Origin of the sequence: Saccharomonospora sp. NB11, from assembly GCF_015910535.1 — a bacterium.
Classification (GTDB): Bacteria; Actinomycetota; Actinomycetes; order Mycobacteriales; family Pseudonocardiaceae; genus Saccharomonospora.
In genome coordinates this window covers 1-12906 of sequence record NZ_JACBJG010000004.1, presented here as the reverse complement: position 1 = coordinate 12906, position 12906 = coordinate 1, and the positions used below count along the sequence as shown (strand labels likewise).

Annotated in this window: 12 protein-coding genes and 1 pseudogene; 6 read left to right on the top strand and 7 right to left on the bottom strand. The window is 70.7% G+C overall.

The window, feature by feature from the left end:
* Positions 1-77 precede the first annotated feature (77 nt).
* Both JAV51_RS06790 and JAV51_RS06785 read right to left on the bottom strand, forming a co-directional pair.
* The gene (locus JAV51_RS06790; RefSeq protein WP_197319798.1) at positions 78-1298 is read right to left on the bottom strand and encodes an MFS transporter; all 1221 of its coding nucleotides are present in this window, start codon (positions 1296-1298) and stop codon (positions 78-80) included.
* 35 nt (positions 1299-1333) lie between these two features.
* Entirely contained in the window at positions 1334-1702 is a 369-nt protein-coding gene (locus JAV51_RS06785) for a MerR family transcriptional regulator (RefSeq protein WP_197319797.1), read from the bottom strand.
* A gap of 142 nt (positions 1703-1844) precedes the next feature.
* Between JAV51_RS06785 and JAV51_RS06780 the strand changes: the two genes are divergently transcribed.
* Positions 1845-2909, top strand: coding sequence for a tyrosine-type recombinase/integrase (locus JAV51_RS06780; protein ID WP_197319796.1), 1065 nt, complete (start codon positions 1845-1847; stop codon positions 2907-2909).
* A 61-nt stretch (positions 2910-2970) separates the two neighbouring features.
* Here the strand turns inward: JAV51_RS06780 and JAV51_RS06775 are convergent, their stop codons facing one another.
* Entirely contained in the window at positions 2971-3390 is a 420-nt protein-coding gene (locus JAV51_RS06775; RefSeq protein WP_197319795.1) for a lactococcin 972 family bacteriocin, read from the bottom strand.
* On the opposite strand from JAV51_RS06775, the gene JAV51_RS20445 reads away from it, so the two are divergent.
* A complete protein-coding gene (locus JAV51_RS20445) occupies positions 3272-3814 on the top strand; it encodes an FmdB family zinc ribbon protein (protein WP_307845757.1) in 543 nt (180 codons plus the stop codon). The two genes, JAV51_RS06775 and JAV51_RS20445, sit on opposite strands and share 119 nt — an antisense overlap.
* A gap of 27 nt (positions 3815-3841) precedes the next feature.
* Positions 3842-5083: a formamidase gene (gene fmdA, locus JAV51_RS06765; protein WP_005438594.1), complete on the top strand. Its 1242-nt coding sequence runs from the start codon at positions 3842-3844 to the stop codon at positions 5081-5083.
* 63 nt (positions 5084-5146) lie between these two features.
* Here the strand turns inward: fmdA and JAV51_RS06760 are convergent, their stop codons facing one another.
* Positions 5147-5440 carry a GYD domain-containing protein gene (locus JAV51_RS06760; RefSeq protein ID WP_005438592.1) on the bottom strand — a complete coding sequence of 98 codons (294 nt, stop codon included), beginning with the start codon at positions 5438-5440 and terminating at the stop codon, positions 5147-5149.
* Between the two features lie 329 nt (positions 5441-5769).
* Between JAV51_RS06760 and JAV51_RS06755 the strand changes: the two are divergent.
* Positions 5770-6548, top strand: a pseudogene (locus tag JAV51_RS06755) (putative protein N(5)-glutamine methyltransferase).
* A 20-nt stretch (positions 6549-6568) separates the two neighbouring features.
* On the opposite strand, the gene JAV51_RS06750 reads toward JAV51_RS06755, so the two are convergent.
* Together JAV51_RS06750 and JAV51_RS06745 are read right to left on the bottom strand one after the other, a co-directional pair.
* Positions 6569-7315: a glycerophosphodiester phosphodiesterase family protein gene (locus tag JAV51_RS06750; protein WP_197319793.1), complete on the bottom strand. Its 747-nt coding sequence runs from the start codon at positions 7313-7315 to the stop codon at positions 6569-6571.
* Positions 7316-7382: 67 nt separating this feature from the next.
* Positions 7383-8213 (bottom strand): SDR family NAD(P)-dependent oxidoreductase, encoded by an 831-nt coding sequence (locus tag JAV51_RS06745; protein WP_197319792.1) that lies wholly within the window; start codon positions 8211-8213, stop codon positions 7383-7385.
* 105 nt (positions 8214-8318) lie between these two features.
* Here JAV51_RS06745 and JAV51_RS06740 point away from each other — a divergent pair, with 105 nt between their 5' ends.
* The gene (locus JAV51_RS06740) at positions 8319-8906 is read left to right on the top strand and encodes a TetR/AcrR family transcriptional regulator (protein WP_197319791.1); all 588 of its coding nucleotides are present in this window, start codon (positions 8319-8321) and stop codon (positions 8904-8906) included.
* Positions 8907-9027: 121 nt separating this feature from the next.
* Here the strand turns inward: JAV51_RS06740 and JAV51_RS06735 are convergent, their stop codons facing one another.
* Positions 9028-10002: an NAD(P)-dependent oxidoreductase gene (locus JAV51_RS06735; protein ID WP_374058985.1), complete on the bottom strand. Its 975-nt coding sequence runs from the start codon at positions 10000-10002 to the stop codon at positions 9028-9030.
* 59 nt (positions 10003-10061) lie between these two features.
* Here JAV51_RS06735 and JAV51_RS06730 point away from each other — a divergent pair.
* Positions 10062-12906, top strand: a 2845-nt coding sequence (locus JAV51_RS06730) for a BTAD domain-containing putative transcriptional regulator (protein WP_197319789.1), incomplete at its 3' end; no start/stop codon positions are given.

The window sequence follows — 12906 nt, the reverse complement described above, 5'->3', positions numbered from 1 at the left end:
CCATAACGCCGATAAGAGACATTATGTAAAGTAAGCCGGTCGAGGGGCACCCCTATCCACGTCGACGACGCGCACTGTCACGACGTCTCGGACACCCGGCCAGCGGCTCGCGTACGCGCCGTGGGCCATCGCATCACGCTGACCGCCATCGCGGCGAGCCCACACACCGCGACGACGACCGACGTCGCCAGCGTGGCCGTGACACCGAGCCGGTCGAGCACGACACCGCCGACGGCAGAGCCGCCGGCCATCCCGACGTAGAGGCCGCTGGTGTTCAGCGCCAACGCCTCGAAACCCGCCGGACCGGCCAGCGCGAGCGTCCGCGCGTTCATCGGGGCGTTGTTGGCCCACGCGGCCACACCCCAGATCGCCAGCAACCCGAGCACGACCGCCGGCGAGACGGGTGCGACGGTCACGTTCACGAGGGCCAGCAGCAGCGTGACCACCGACGCGACACCGAACGTGCTGATCATGGCCCGATCCGGGCCCCAGCGGTCGGCGATGCTCCCGCCCACCGCCGCGCCGACGGCACCGGACACGCCGATCGTCGCGATGACCAGCGTCAACAACTCGGGTCGTCCTGTCAGGCTCGCACTGACCGGAGCGACGTAGACGTAGGGCATCAGCCCGGCGGCGGCCCCGACCAGGGTGGTCACGGCACAGGCGAGAACGGCCGGTGACCGAAGCACCCGCAGGCGGGCACCGATCCCGACCTCGGTCATCGGCGCGAATCGCGGCACGGTGACCACCACGCCGACCAGCGCGACCACGGTGAACACGCCGACGGCCACGAACGTCGCGTGCCATCCCCACCGTGTGCTCAACCAGGTGCCGACGGGAACGCCCACCGCGAGGGACACCGTCAACCCCGCCGCGACCACGCCGATCGCCCGACCAGCCCGACCGGGCTCGGCGACACGACCCGCGAGCGCGAACGCCGCCGGGCTCAACGTGCCCGCGACCACGGCGGTCACCACCCGCAGCAGGAGCAGCAGGTCGTAGGAGGTGGCGAGCGCGGTGGCCGCGTTCAGCACGGCGAAGAGCGCCAGGCCCCCAGCGAGGAGCACGCGTGGCGGGATGCGACTCGTCAGGAGGGCCATGACGGGCGCCGAGGCGGCGTAGGCCAGGGAGAACGCCGTGACGAGTTGTCCCACGGCTCCCTCGCTGACCCGCAGGTCGCGGCTGATCTCGGGCAGGGCGCCCGCGACGACGAAGTCGTCGGTGCCGACGGCGAAGGTGACCAGCAACAGTGCGCCCAGCCAGGCGCGGCGTGGGTGCGATCGAGTGTCGGACTGCATGAGTCGATCGTCGAACCCTGACGCCAGGGTCAAGGTCAAGCGTGGATTCGGCGTGCGTCGCCGCGCAGCTCGGCCAGTCGTCGCGCGAGCTGGTCGCGGACGGCGGTCAGCTCGCGCAGCCGTTCGGTCACCACGGCGAGGCGTTGTTCGTGCAGGTCGATGGCGGCCTCGCAGGCCGGCGCGCCGTCCAGGTCGTCCAGGCAGTGGCCGACCGCGGCGATGCTCGCGCCGTCGAGTCCTGAGGCGAGCAACGTACGGATGTTGCGGACTCGTGCCACGGCGGTGTCGTCGAAGCTGCGGTAGCCGTTCGGTCCCCGGCGGGATTCCAGTAGGCCCAGGGATTCGTAGTACCGAATGGCGCGCACGGTGACCCCGCACCGGCGGGCCAGTTCCCCGATCCTCATGCGTTCACTGTAGGAGGACCGGCTCTGTCGACGGCCTGGCTCGGCGGTGACACGGGGGTGGGGTCCCCCTTCGGTCGGCGCGACACCGAATGTGAATTCATGTCGTGTAATGTGCATTCCACGACTCAGCTATGATCTTGGCGTGGCGAAACCGGAACGGCTGTCCGACATCACGGTCCGCGACGCGACACTGGAATATCTGGAGATCCTCGAACGGCGGGTGCTGCGGGGCCAACTGGCCGAGTCGACCCTGACCTCCTACCGCCGCGACCTCACCGAGTTCACCACTCTCCTGGGCCCGGAGACCGAGCTGGACGCGATCGAGGCCGACGATCTGGAGATCGCGATGACGAAGCTGGCCAAGGCGCCCGATCGTCGCTACCGCGTCGGTCTGAAGATCGCCGAGGACGGCTCCACTCCCCCGGGTCGGGGTCCTTATTCGCTGGCGCGCTGGTTCGCCGCCGTGCGGGGTCTGTTCCGGTGGGCGGCCGACAAGGGTTACGTGCAGGTCGACCCGACGGTGAAGGTGTCCGCTCCGCGCACGCCCAGCCGTGCGGCGGGCGCGCGGGTCGGGCTTCGGCTGGACGAGGCGTTGGTGCTGCGTGGGGCGCCGTCGGCGCGTGCGGCGGGGAATCTGCGGGCCGATCAGCGGTTGAGTCTGCGGGACGAGGCGATTCTGCGGTTGCTGGTCGAGTCGGGGCCTCGGGTGTCGGAGTTGTGTGGGGCGAACCGTAGTGACATCCGGTTGCACGAGGAGACGCGGACGCCGGTGCTGCACGTGCGGGGCAAGGGGCGGAAGGACCGTGATCTGCCGTTGTCGCGGCCGACGGCGGAGTTGATCGAGCGGTATCTCGCCGAGGAACGGCCCGCTCCCCCGTCGCCGCGGTCGGCCTCCGACGTGGCGGAGCGGCGGCGGATCGAGGACGCGGCGGGGGCGTTGTTCGTCTCGATCCGGGGATGGCGGTTGTCGCCGCGGGATGTCCAGCGCATGGTGCAGCGCTACACGAAGGAGTTCCTGGGGCGGCGGGCGACGCCGCATTCGTTGCGGCACACGGCGTTGACGATCCTCGCGCGGGCCGGTGTGGACATCGCGACGGTGGCGCAGATCGCGGGGCACGCGAGTCTGTCGACGACGTCGGTGTACATGGACGACTCGATGAGCGCGGCGGCGGAGGCGATCGAGGGGTCTCCCCTGGCTCAGCCGTGAGTCGTGTCGCGGCCGGTGCCGCCGTGGTGGTCGGTTGCCCTCCGCGGCGGCACCGGGTCGATCACTTGCGCCAGTAGGTCTTGCAGGTGGCGGTGGTGTACTTGGTGACGCGGGAGCTGGCGAGCCCGCCTGGGCCGACCCAGTCGGAGTCCTCGCTGCCGTCCATCGACACGGACGAGCCGTGGGCCACGGTGGCGTGCGAGTACTGGGAGTAGCAGCTCTTCTGCCCGGCGGCGTTGGCGGTGGCGCCGTAGCTCCAGATACCGCCGCCGACTTCCTCGACGGTCTGGATGGTCATGCCGCTGGCGTCGCCGTCGAGCGTGTACTCGACCCATCCCCCGTTCTCGGTGTGGTGCTGGGCGATGATGCGGATGCCGGAGTCGCTCGCCGTGTCGGCGGCGGCGGTGCCGGCGACGAGCGTTCCGGTGAGGACGGTGACGATGCCGGTGGTGGCGGCGAGGGCGCGCAGAGTGCGCTTCATCGAGTTCCTTCTTTCTGGCTGGGGAACATCGAAGATCCTAAAGCAAGTTGATCTTGATTGGGTCTCGTCGAGGTCTCGGCCGGTCGTTTATCCGGGTGGGCGTCGGGAAGTCATCGGTGACCACGATGGAGGTGGCGCGCAGATGGTGACCTACTCGTACCGGTGTCGGCAGTGTGGTGACGTGGATGTGCGGGCTCCGATGGGGTCGGCCGAGCCGCGGCGGGCGTGTCCTCGGTGCGGTGAGTGGGCGGTGCGTCGGTTCACGGCTCCGCGGGTGGGTCGGGGTGACGTGGCCGTGTGGCGGGCTCGGGAGCGTACCGAGCGGAGTGCGGAGCAGCCCGAGGTGGTGTCGGGGCTTCCGCCGAGACAGGGTGGGCCGCGGGTGAGCCGGGATCCCCGGCATGCGCGGTTGCCGCGTCCGTGAGAGCAGCAGTCGTGAGGGAGTTTTCCCATGCCTGAAGTGAAGTTTCGCGTCGATCAGTCGCGTCGGTTCGCCGAGCAGGAGGTGTTGGGGCACAACCGGTGGCATCCGGACGTGCCTGCGGCCGTGACGGTGCGTCCGGGTGAGGAGTTCCGGGTGGAGTGCCGGGAGTGGTTCGACGGCACGATCTACAACGACGACTCGGCCAACGATGTGCGGGACTGTGACATTTCGATGGTGCACCAGTTGTCGGGGCCGATCGCGGTGGAGGGCGCCGAGCCCGGTGACCTGTTGTTGGTGGACATTCTGGAGCTCGGTCCGGTGCCGCAGGAGCAGGGTCCGGTGGCGGGTCAGGGTTGGGGCTACACGGGGATTTTCGCGCGGGAGAACGGTGGTGGGTTTTTGACCGACCACTTCCCCGACGCGTACAAGGCGGTGTGGGACTTCCACGGGCAGACGGCGACGTCGCGGCATCTGCCGGGGGTGTCGTTCGTGGGCATCGCGCATCCGGGTCTGATGGGGACGGCGCCGTCGGCGGAGATGTTGGCGCGGTGGAACGGGCGTGAGGGTGATCTGATCGCGACGGATCCGTCGGCGGTGCCGCCGTTGGCGTTGCCGCCGGAGCCGCACAACGCGTTGCTCGGGTCGTTGTCCGGGGCGGAGTTCGAGCGGGTGGCGGCGGAGGCGGCGCGGACGGCTCCGCCGCGGGAGAACGGTGGGAACCAGGACATCAAGAACCTGTCGCGGGGTTCGCGGATCTTCTATCCGGTGTTCGTGCCGGGGGCGAAGCTGTCGTTGGGTGACCTGCACTTCAGTCAGGGCGATGGGGAGATCACCTTCTGCGGTGCGATCGAGATGGGCGGCTACATCGACCTGCACGTGGATCTGATCAAGGGTGGGATGCAGGCTTACGGGTTGGAGACTCCGATGTTCATCCCGGGTCGGGTGGAGCCGCAGTACTCGGAGTATCTGGCGTTCTCGGGCCTGTCGGTGACGGAGTCGGGTGAGCAGCGGTATCTCGATTCGCAGTTGGCGTACAAGCGGGCGTGCCTGCACGCGATCGACTATCTGACGAAGTTCGGGTACACGCGGGAGCAGGCGTACCTGTTGTTGGGTGCGGCGCCGATCGAGGGTCGGTTGTCGGGTGTGGTGGACATTCCGAACTCGTGCGCGACGGTGTATCTGCCCGTGGACGTGTTCGACTTCGATCCGAGGCCGTCGGCGCAGGGGCCGACGAGGGTGGATCGGGGGCAGTGTGCGGTGAGCAGCTGACGGCCGCTCCCCCGTCGGTGCGTGTGCTGGTGGTGGGTCGTTCCCCCACCAGCACACGCTGTGTCAGACGTGGGACAGCAGTTCGCGCATCTGGTCCGGAGCGTAGGCGGTCGCCCACTGGAGTCGCAGGTTTCCCTTGGTGAGTGATTCCAGTCCGAAGGCGGTGATCTTGTCGGGGTCGTCTGATTCGAGCACGCAGACGATGTCGTAGGGGCCGCCGGGTGTCCAGTAGATGGCGCTGACCGTCACGCCGAGGCGGTTGGCGAGTTCGTTGGTGGCTTCGTATCGGTCCACTGTGTCCCGGTAGGCGCGTGCTCCCCCGTCGGTCCATTTCAGGAAGCCGATGGCTGTGGTCATGGCTGGCCGTCCTTCCTCGTGGCGCGTCGATCGCAAATGTCCAGAATCGGAAAGTGGTGACGTCGGTGGCGAGGGTCGAAAGTCCCGGCGTCGCGGGGAACCGCCGTGGCTACTACGTGTGTAGTGCGGCCGGGATGTGTGGAGTGTTCCGATGAGTTCCGGTGTCCGCGTGGTGTCGAACCGCGTACTGGCCGGGCGTCACCGGTTCGGACCGGAGTGGAACGACACCACCCTGGTCGGCGGTGGCGACCTCGTCGCGACCGTGGCGGGGGCGAAACCGGGTGGAATCGGGTGTTCGCGGCGAATCGCCCGCGGTTTACGCTGCGGTGATGGTGGTCAGCGCGCACGTGGTGCAGCGGTTACGCGCGGCAGGGTGCGTGTTCGCGGAGGACGAGGCTCGGCTGTTGGTGGACGCCGCGGCCGACGCGGCGGCGTTGGAGCGGTTGGTGGCGCGACGGGTGGCGGGTGTGCCGTTGGAGCACCTGCTGGGGTGGGCCGAGTTCGCCGGGTTGCGCGTGGCGGTCGAGCCGGGTGTGTTCGTGCCTCGCCAGCGGACGGAGTTCCTCGCGGAGTCGGCGGTGTCGTGGGCGGGGCCCGGTTCGCGGGTGGTGGATCTGTGCTGTGGTGCGGGGGCGATCGCGGCGGTGGTGGCGGCGTCGGTTCCCGGGGTGCGGGTGTGGGCGTCGGATGTCGACCCGGCCGCGGTGCGGTGTGCGCGGCGGACGTTGGCCGGGACGCGGGCGGTCGTGTGTGAGGGGGATTTCGACGCGGCGTTGCCTGCGGAGTGGCGGGGCGGGTCGACGTGCTGGTGGCGAACGTGCCGTATGTGCCGAGTGAGGCGGTCGCGTGGCTGCCGCCTGAGGCGCGGTGGCACGAGCCGCGTGCTGCGTTAGACGGCGGGGTCGACGGGTTGGCGTGGGTTCGGCGGCTGGTGGGGATCGCTCCTCGGTGGGTGCGGCCGGGTGGTGTGGTGTTGTTCGAGGTGGCGTCGGGGCAGGTCGAGACTGCGGTGGGGGTGGTCGAGGCCGGTGGGTTGGCGGCGCGTGTGCGGGTGTGTGACGAGCGGGACGCGATCGTCGTGGTGGGGCGCGTGCCCCAGCGGCGGTGAGCGGCCGGCGATGCGTGTGGTCAGGCCGGGTGTGGGGGCCGCACGTCCTCGAAGATCACGTTGGCCTGGTGGCGTCGTGCGATGTCGTGGTGGTGGGGTGTGCGCACGGTCCACAGGAGCAGGGGGACGCGCAGGATGCGGCGCCAGGCGGAGATCCACGCGTCGGGCATGGCGGTGACGTCGAAGGCGAGGAAGTCCGGGCGGGTGACGGCGTTGGTGGCGATGGTGCGCAGGAGGGCCTTCTGGACGCGCGGTATGGGGAACGTGGTGGGTGAGGTGGCGAGTTGGCCGCGTAGCACGGTGGGGTGTTCGCGGCGGAACCACGCGACGATGCGCGGGTCGAACGACTGGACGGCCACGGGTCCGCGGTAGTGGCGCAGGAGTTGGACGACCGGGGGTCCGATGCGGCGTGCGGGGGTGCCGGGTTTGATCTCGACGAGGACGGGGACTCGGCCGTCGACGTGGTCGAGCACGTCGTCGAGGAGTGGGACGGTGGCCTCGGTGTCGAGGAGGGTGAGGCGGGAGATCTCGCGGGCGTCGAGGGTGGCGACCTTCGCGCTGCTGCGGGTCATGCGGGTGAGGTCGTCGTCGTGCATGACGGCGAGGCGGTTGTCGGCGGTGAGGTGGATGTCGAGTTCGATGCCGTAACCCGCCTTCAGCGCGGCGTCGAAGGCGGGAAGGCTGTTCTCGGGCAGGTGTTCGTCGTGCAGGCCGCGGTGGGCGATCGGGGTGGTTCGCAGCCAGTCGGCGTCTGTCGGTGTGTGCACTCGTGCCCTCCTCCTCGCCGTGCGTCAACTTAGCGGAGTGCGGGAGGAGGGCGGGTGCCTGTGTGGGTCAGCCGATGCCGGCGGCGCGGCTGAGTTCTTCCCAGCGTTCGAGTTCGGTCTGTCGTTGTCGGGAGATGTCGCGGACGAGGTCGAACGAGGTGCTGCCGAGGACGATGCGGGTGGGTGGTTCGGGCAGGTCGACGATGTCGCGGACGACGGCGGCGGCTCGGGCGGGGTCGTCCTGGACGCCGTCGCTCCAGAGTGCGGCGAGTTCGGTGCGCAGGTCGGCGTAGGCGGGGTCGGGTTCGGTGGCGGTGGTGCCGCGGGTGAACAGTTCGGTGTCGTAGCCGCCGGAGTTGAGGACGGTGACGGAGATGCCGAACTGGGCGACTTCCATGGCCAGTGCTTCGGTGAACGCTTCCAGGGCGGCTTTGCCCGCGGCGTAGAGGCCGACGCTGGCGTGTCCGCCGACGGAGCCCATCGAGGAGACCTGGAGGAGGTGTCCTCCGCCGCGGCGGCGGAGGTGGGGCACGGCGGCCTGTGACACCCAGAGCGCTCCGAAGAGGTTGGTGTCGAGGTGGGCGCGGGCCTGGTGCTCGGTGGTTTCCTCGATCATGCCGTAGTGGAACTGGCCTGCGCTGTTGAGGACCACGTCGAGGCCGTCGAGCAGGGTGGCTGCTTCGTCCATGGTGGACAGTACGACGGCGCGGTCGGAGACGTCGAGCGGGAGTGCGGTGAGGGCGTCGTCGTGTTCGGTGACGAGGTCGTGGAGGGGGCTGACGTCGCGGGCGGTGGCGACGACTCGGTCGCCGGAGGCGAGTGCGGCTTCGGTGAAGGCGCGGCCGAGGCCGCGGGAGGCGCCGGTGATGAACCAGGTGCGGGGGCGGGACGGGGTCATGGTTGACCCTCCTTAAACGAGACGAGACGTTCCGTTCCACAACTATGGCGAGCTGTGCCGCCGAATGTCAAGACGGTTCGTCTCGTCTCGTCGTAAGGTGGCCGCATGACCACCTCCCATCGCCCTTCCCGGCGCAGCGAACGGTCCCGACGCGCGATCCTCGACGCCACTCGCGACCTCGTCGCCGAACACGGCTACGCCAAGGTCAGCATCGAAGCCATCGCCGCGCGCGCGGGCGTGGGCAAGCAGACGATCTATCGCTGGTGGCCGTCCAAGGGCGCGGTGGTGCTCGAAGCGGTGCGCGCGTTGAGCGAGGGCGTCGACGGGGAGATCGCTCTGCCCGACACCGGCGACCTGGAGGCCGACCTCAAGCTGGTGCTGCGTGCGACGGCGGCCGAGTTCGCCGACCCCGCCTTCGACGCGCTGATCCGTGGCCTCACCACCGAGATGGCGCACGACCGGGAGTTGTCCGCCGCGTACGACGAACACACGGCCGCGCTGGAGGAGGCCAAGCGGCAGCGGCTGCGCAGTGGCCAACGCGCCGGGCAGCTCTCCCCCGACGCCGACCTCGACCTCGTGCTGGACCTGCTCTACGCGCCGCTGTTCCGGCGTTGGCTGCTGCGTACCGGGCCGTTGACCGACGACTTCGCCGACCGGCTCGTGGAGGCGGCCTTGCGGGCGTTCGCTCCCTGAGGGCGAGCGCGGCGCGTCCTGACCGTCTCCTGGGTTCCGCCCGGCCGACGGGCCGGCTGGTGTGGGTGGCTGCTCTCCCCCGGCGTGTGCCCGGCGGGGGCCCCGTCGGGCACACGCGGTGTCACCGCTGGGTGATCACGGTGTAGAGGCTCGGCCAGCCGTCCTTGTCGTGGCCCGCGGCGATGGCGCGGTGGTAGTAGGACTGCACGGCGCGCGGCAGCGTGGTGTCGATGCCGGCGGCGTCGCTGGCGCCGACGATGTGGTCGGCGGTGGCGCCCATCGTGGTGACGGTCGCGCCGTCGCCCGGGTACTCGCCTGCTTCGAGCTGAGCGGCGATGCCGTCGAGGAAGTACGACATCATGTCGAACATCTCGGTGGCGTAGGGGGCGAACGTCGTCGCGGGGACGCCCGCGGAGCCTAGCAGTGCCGTGGCGTGCAGATAGGCCGCGAGCGAGGTGAGGAAGATGTCGAGCTGCGCCTGGTAGTAGAGCTGGGCGAGCGCGTGGTCCTCGCCGCGGTAGTCGGGGCGGCCGATGACGTCGAGGGTGCGGACGTGGGCGTCGAAGGAGTCGCGGGGTCCGCTGTAGAAGACGTAGGACTGTTCGGTGCCGATGAGTTCGGCGGAGACCATGACGCCTCCGACGAGGAGTCGGGCTCCGTGGCGGGCGAGCCAGGTTGCGGCTTCGGTGGTCCGTTGTGGGGTGTCGGAGCTGAGGTTGACGATCAGTTTGCCGGCGAGCGCGTCGGTGGCGGTACTGAGGATGTCGTCCATGGCCTGGTAGTCGGTGAGGCTGAGGATGACGAGTTCGCTCGCGGCCAACGCGTCGGCGACGGTGGCGGCGTGGACGGCTCCTTTGTCGACGACGGGCGTGGCACGTGAGGGGGTGCGGTTCCACACCGTCACGGGGTGTCCGGCGTCGAGCAGGGCGACGGCCATGGCGCGTCCCATGGGGCCGAGGCCGATGACGGTGACGGGTTCGCGGTCGGTGTCGGTCATGTTGGGTCTCCGGTCGTGGAAGTGCTGGTGGGTGGTGTGTTCGTCGCGTCGGGCGCGGGTGGGTCGTGCATGTCGATCACGATGCGCGGGGGTGCGCACGAGGTCCGCACGAACGGCGCACGGCGTGGGATGTCGTGGTGCGCGGCTACCGTGGGGTCGTGCGATTCGGGGTGCTGGGGCCGCTGGCGGTGTGGACCGAGGCGGGCGAATCGGTGCGGGTCCGGGAGGGCAAGGTTCGGGCGCTGTTGGCGGTGCTCGTGCTGAACGCGGGTCGGGTGGTTCCGTTGGGGCGGCTCGTCGACGCGGTGTGGGAAGGTGCGCCGCCGGGTGATCCGGTGAACACGGTGCAGACGAAGGTGTCGTCGTTGCGGCGGGCGCTGGAGGCGGCGGAGCCGGGGGCTCGGGCGTTGGTGGTGCGTCGTGGCGGCGGGTACGTGCTGGACGTGGACGGCGGTGCCGTCGTGGACGCGGAGCGGTTCCGGGCGTTGACGGCTCGGGCGGAGCGGGAGGGCGACCCGGAGCGGGAGGGCGACCCGGAGCGGGCGGCGGTGTTGCTGGCCGAGGCGTTGGGGTTGTGGCGCGGGGAGCCGTTGGCGGAGTTCTCGCAGCCGGTGCTCGTCGCGGAGGCGGAACGGTTGGCGCGGCTGGAGCTGGTGGCGCGGGAGGCGTGGGCTCGGGCCCGGTTGGCCGCGGGTGTCGACGACGTGGGGTTGGCGGACGAGCTGGCCGCGGTGGTGGCGCGGCATCCGCTGCGGGAGCGGTTGCGGGCGTTGCAGATGCACGCGTTGTATCGGGCGGGTCGGCAGTCGGAGGCGTTGGCCGTGTTCGCGGAGCTGCGGGCGCGGCTGGTCGAGGAGCTGGGTAGTGAGCCGGGGCCGGAGGTGTCCCGGATGCACGAGGCGATCCTGCGGCAGGACCCGAACCTGGCTGCTCCCGTGCCGCGGAGTGCGGTGCGGGAGCAGGGTGCGTTGCCGGTGGCGTTGACCGATCTCGTCGGGCGGGAGTCGGCGGCTGTGTGGTTCGTCGATCTGTCCGGGATCGAGCGTGCCGATGCCGAGCGGGTGGTGACGCCGGAGCGGATCGCCGACGTGGTGGCGGGTGTGCTCGGGGTGCCGGAGACCGTGGGTGGACGCGGCCCGGGGGTGGTGGAGCGGCTCGCGGACGCGGTGCGGGGACGGCGCACGGTGTTGGTGGTCGACAACTGCGAGGCGGTCGTGGATGCCGTGGCGGGCGTGGTGAGTGACCTGCTGCGGGCGGTGCCGGAGGTGCGGGTGCTCGCGACGAGTCGGGAGCCGCTGGGGGTGAGTGGCGAGCTGGTGTGGGAGGTGCCGCCGCTGGAGGTGCCGGATCGGTTGTCGCCGCGTGTGGGCGAGCACGACGCGGCGACGGTGCGGCGGGTGGAGTCGTTCGGTGCGGTGCGGTTGTTCGTGGCGCGGGCTCGGGCGGCGAGGCCGGGATTCTCGCTCACTCCGGACGTCGTGGGCGCGGTGAGCGAGATCTGCCGCAGGCTCGACGGGGTGCCGTTGGCGTTGGAGCTGGCGGCGGTGCGGTTGCGGGGCATGGGGCCGCACGAGGTGTTGTCGCGGTTGGACGATCGGTTCCGGTTGCTCACGCGGGGCCCTCGTGACGTGCCGCCGCGGCACCGCACGTTGCGGGCGGTGATCGACTGGAGTTGGCAGCTCCTGGACGAGCAGGAACGCGCCGTGCTGCGGCGGTTGGCGGTGCACTCGGGTGGTGCGTCGCCGGCCGCGGCGGAGGTCGTGTGCGCGGGTGGTGCGGTCACGCGGGAGGACGTCGCCGACGTGCTGGCCCGGTTGGTGGATCGGTCGCTGGTGGTGTGCGAGGTGCAGGGCGCGCGCACGCGGTACCGGTTGTTGGAGTCGGTGGCCGCCTACGGTCTGGAGCGGCTGGCGGAGGCCGGAGAGGTCGAGACCGTGCGGGGGCGGCACGCGCGGGTCTACGCGGAGTGGGCGGAGGCGGCCGAGGACGGGCTGCGCGGGTCGGAGCAGTGTTGTTGGTTGGACGACCTCGACGTCGAGGCGGCGAACCTGCGGGCGGCGCTGGACACGGTGCTCGCCGCCGGGGACGGTGCTGCGGCGGCGCGGTTGGTGACGACGTCGACCTGGTACTGGTTCCTTCGGGGGCGGTTGTCCACCGCGCGTCGGACGTTGCGGGTGGTGGTGGCCGAGGTCGACGAACGCTCGGCGGAGGTGGTCTCGGCGTGGTTGGCGGGGTTGGAGCTGATGTCGGGGCACCGGTTGGCGCAGTCGGTCACTCCCCTGGTCGACCGGCTGCGGCGGGGCGCGCGCGAGGTCGCCCGCGCGAGGGCGTTGTGGTGGTTGGGGCACGCGCTCTCGTCGGTCGGTGACCTGCACGGTGCCGCGCCTGCGACGCGGGAGGCGCTCGCGATGTGCCGGGAGCTGGGTGACCGGTGGGGTCGGGCGGCGGCGCTTTCCGATCTCGCCGGGCAGGTGCTCGCCGACGGTGATCTGTGTGGGACGGAGCGGGCCGCGGAGGAGAGCGCGGCGTTGTTCGGTGAGCTGGGTGACCGGTGGGGGCAGTTGCAGGCGAACGTGGTCGCGGGGACGCTCGCGGAGCTGCGGGCGGACTACGACGACGCCGAGCGGCGGTTCCGGACGGCGTTGGGCAGGGCCACGGATCTCGGGTTGCGGCCGGAGGTGTCGTACCAGACGTCGTGGTTGGGTCGGGTCGCGTTGTTGCGGGGTGACGTGGCCGAGGCGCGTCGGTTGCACGAGCGTGCGCTGCGGATCGCCGCCGAGGTCGGGTTCACGCCCGGGGAGATGTACGCGCGGACGGGGTTGGCGTTGGGGGCGCGTCGGGAGGGGGCGTTGGACGAGGCGCTGGGCCGCGGAACGGAGGCGATCGAGGCGGAGCTGAAGGAACTCGACACCACGATCAAGCTCGACGAGAAGGAGCGGGCCCGCAAGCTCTCCCAGGTGCGGCGCAGGGCCAAGGAGGTCGAGGAGGGCACCCGGCAGGCCG

Excerpts from the sequence above, each read along its gene's own strand:
- JAV51_RS06790 (WP_197319798.1), bottom strand. The coding sequence starts at position 1,298 with ATGCAGTCCGACACTCGATCGCACCCACGCCGCGCCTGGCTGGGCGCA.
- JAV51_RS06785 (WP_197319797.1), bottom strand. The coding sequence starts at position 1,702 with ATGAGGATCGGGGAACTGGCCCGCCGGTGCGGGGTCACCGTGCGCGCC.
- JAV51_RS20445 (WP_307845757.1), top strand. The coding sequence starts at position 3,272 with ATGATGCGGATGCCGGAGTCGCTCGCCGTGTCGGCGGCGGCGGTGCCG.
- JAV51_RS06775 (WP_197319795.1), bottom strand. The coding sequence starts at position 3,390 with ATGAAGCGCACTCTGCGCGCCCTCGCCGCCACCACCGGCATCGTCACC.
- fmdA (WP_005438594.1), top strand. The coding sequence starts at position 3,842 with ATGCCTGAAGTGAAGTTTCGCGTCGATCAGTCGCGTCGGTTCGCCGAG.
- JAV51_RS06760 (WP_005438592.1), bottom strand. The coding sequence starts at position 5,440 with ATGACCACAGCCATCGGCTTCCTGAAATGGACCGACGGGGGAGCACGC.
- JAV51_RS06745 (WP_197319792.1), bottom strand. The coding sequence starts at position 8,213 with ATGACCCCGTCCCGCCCCCGCACCTGGTTCATCACCGGCGCCTCCCGC.
- JAV51_RS06740 (WP_197319791.1), top strand. The coding sequence starts at position 8,319 with ATGACCACCTCCCATCGCCCTTCCCGGCGCAGCGAACGGTCCCGACGC.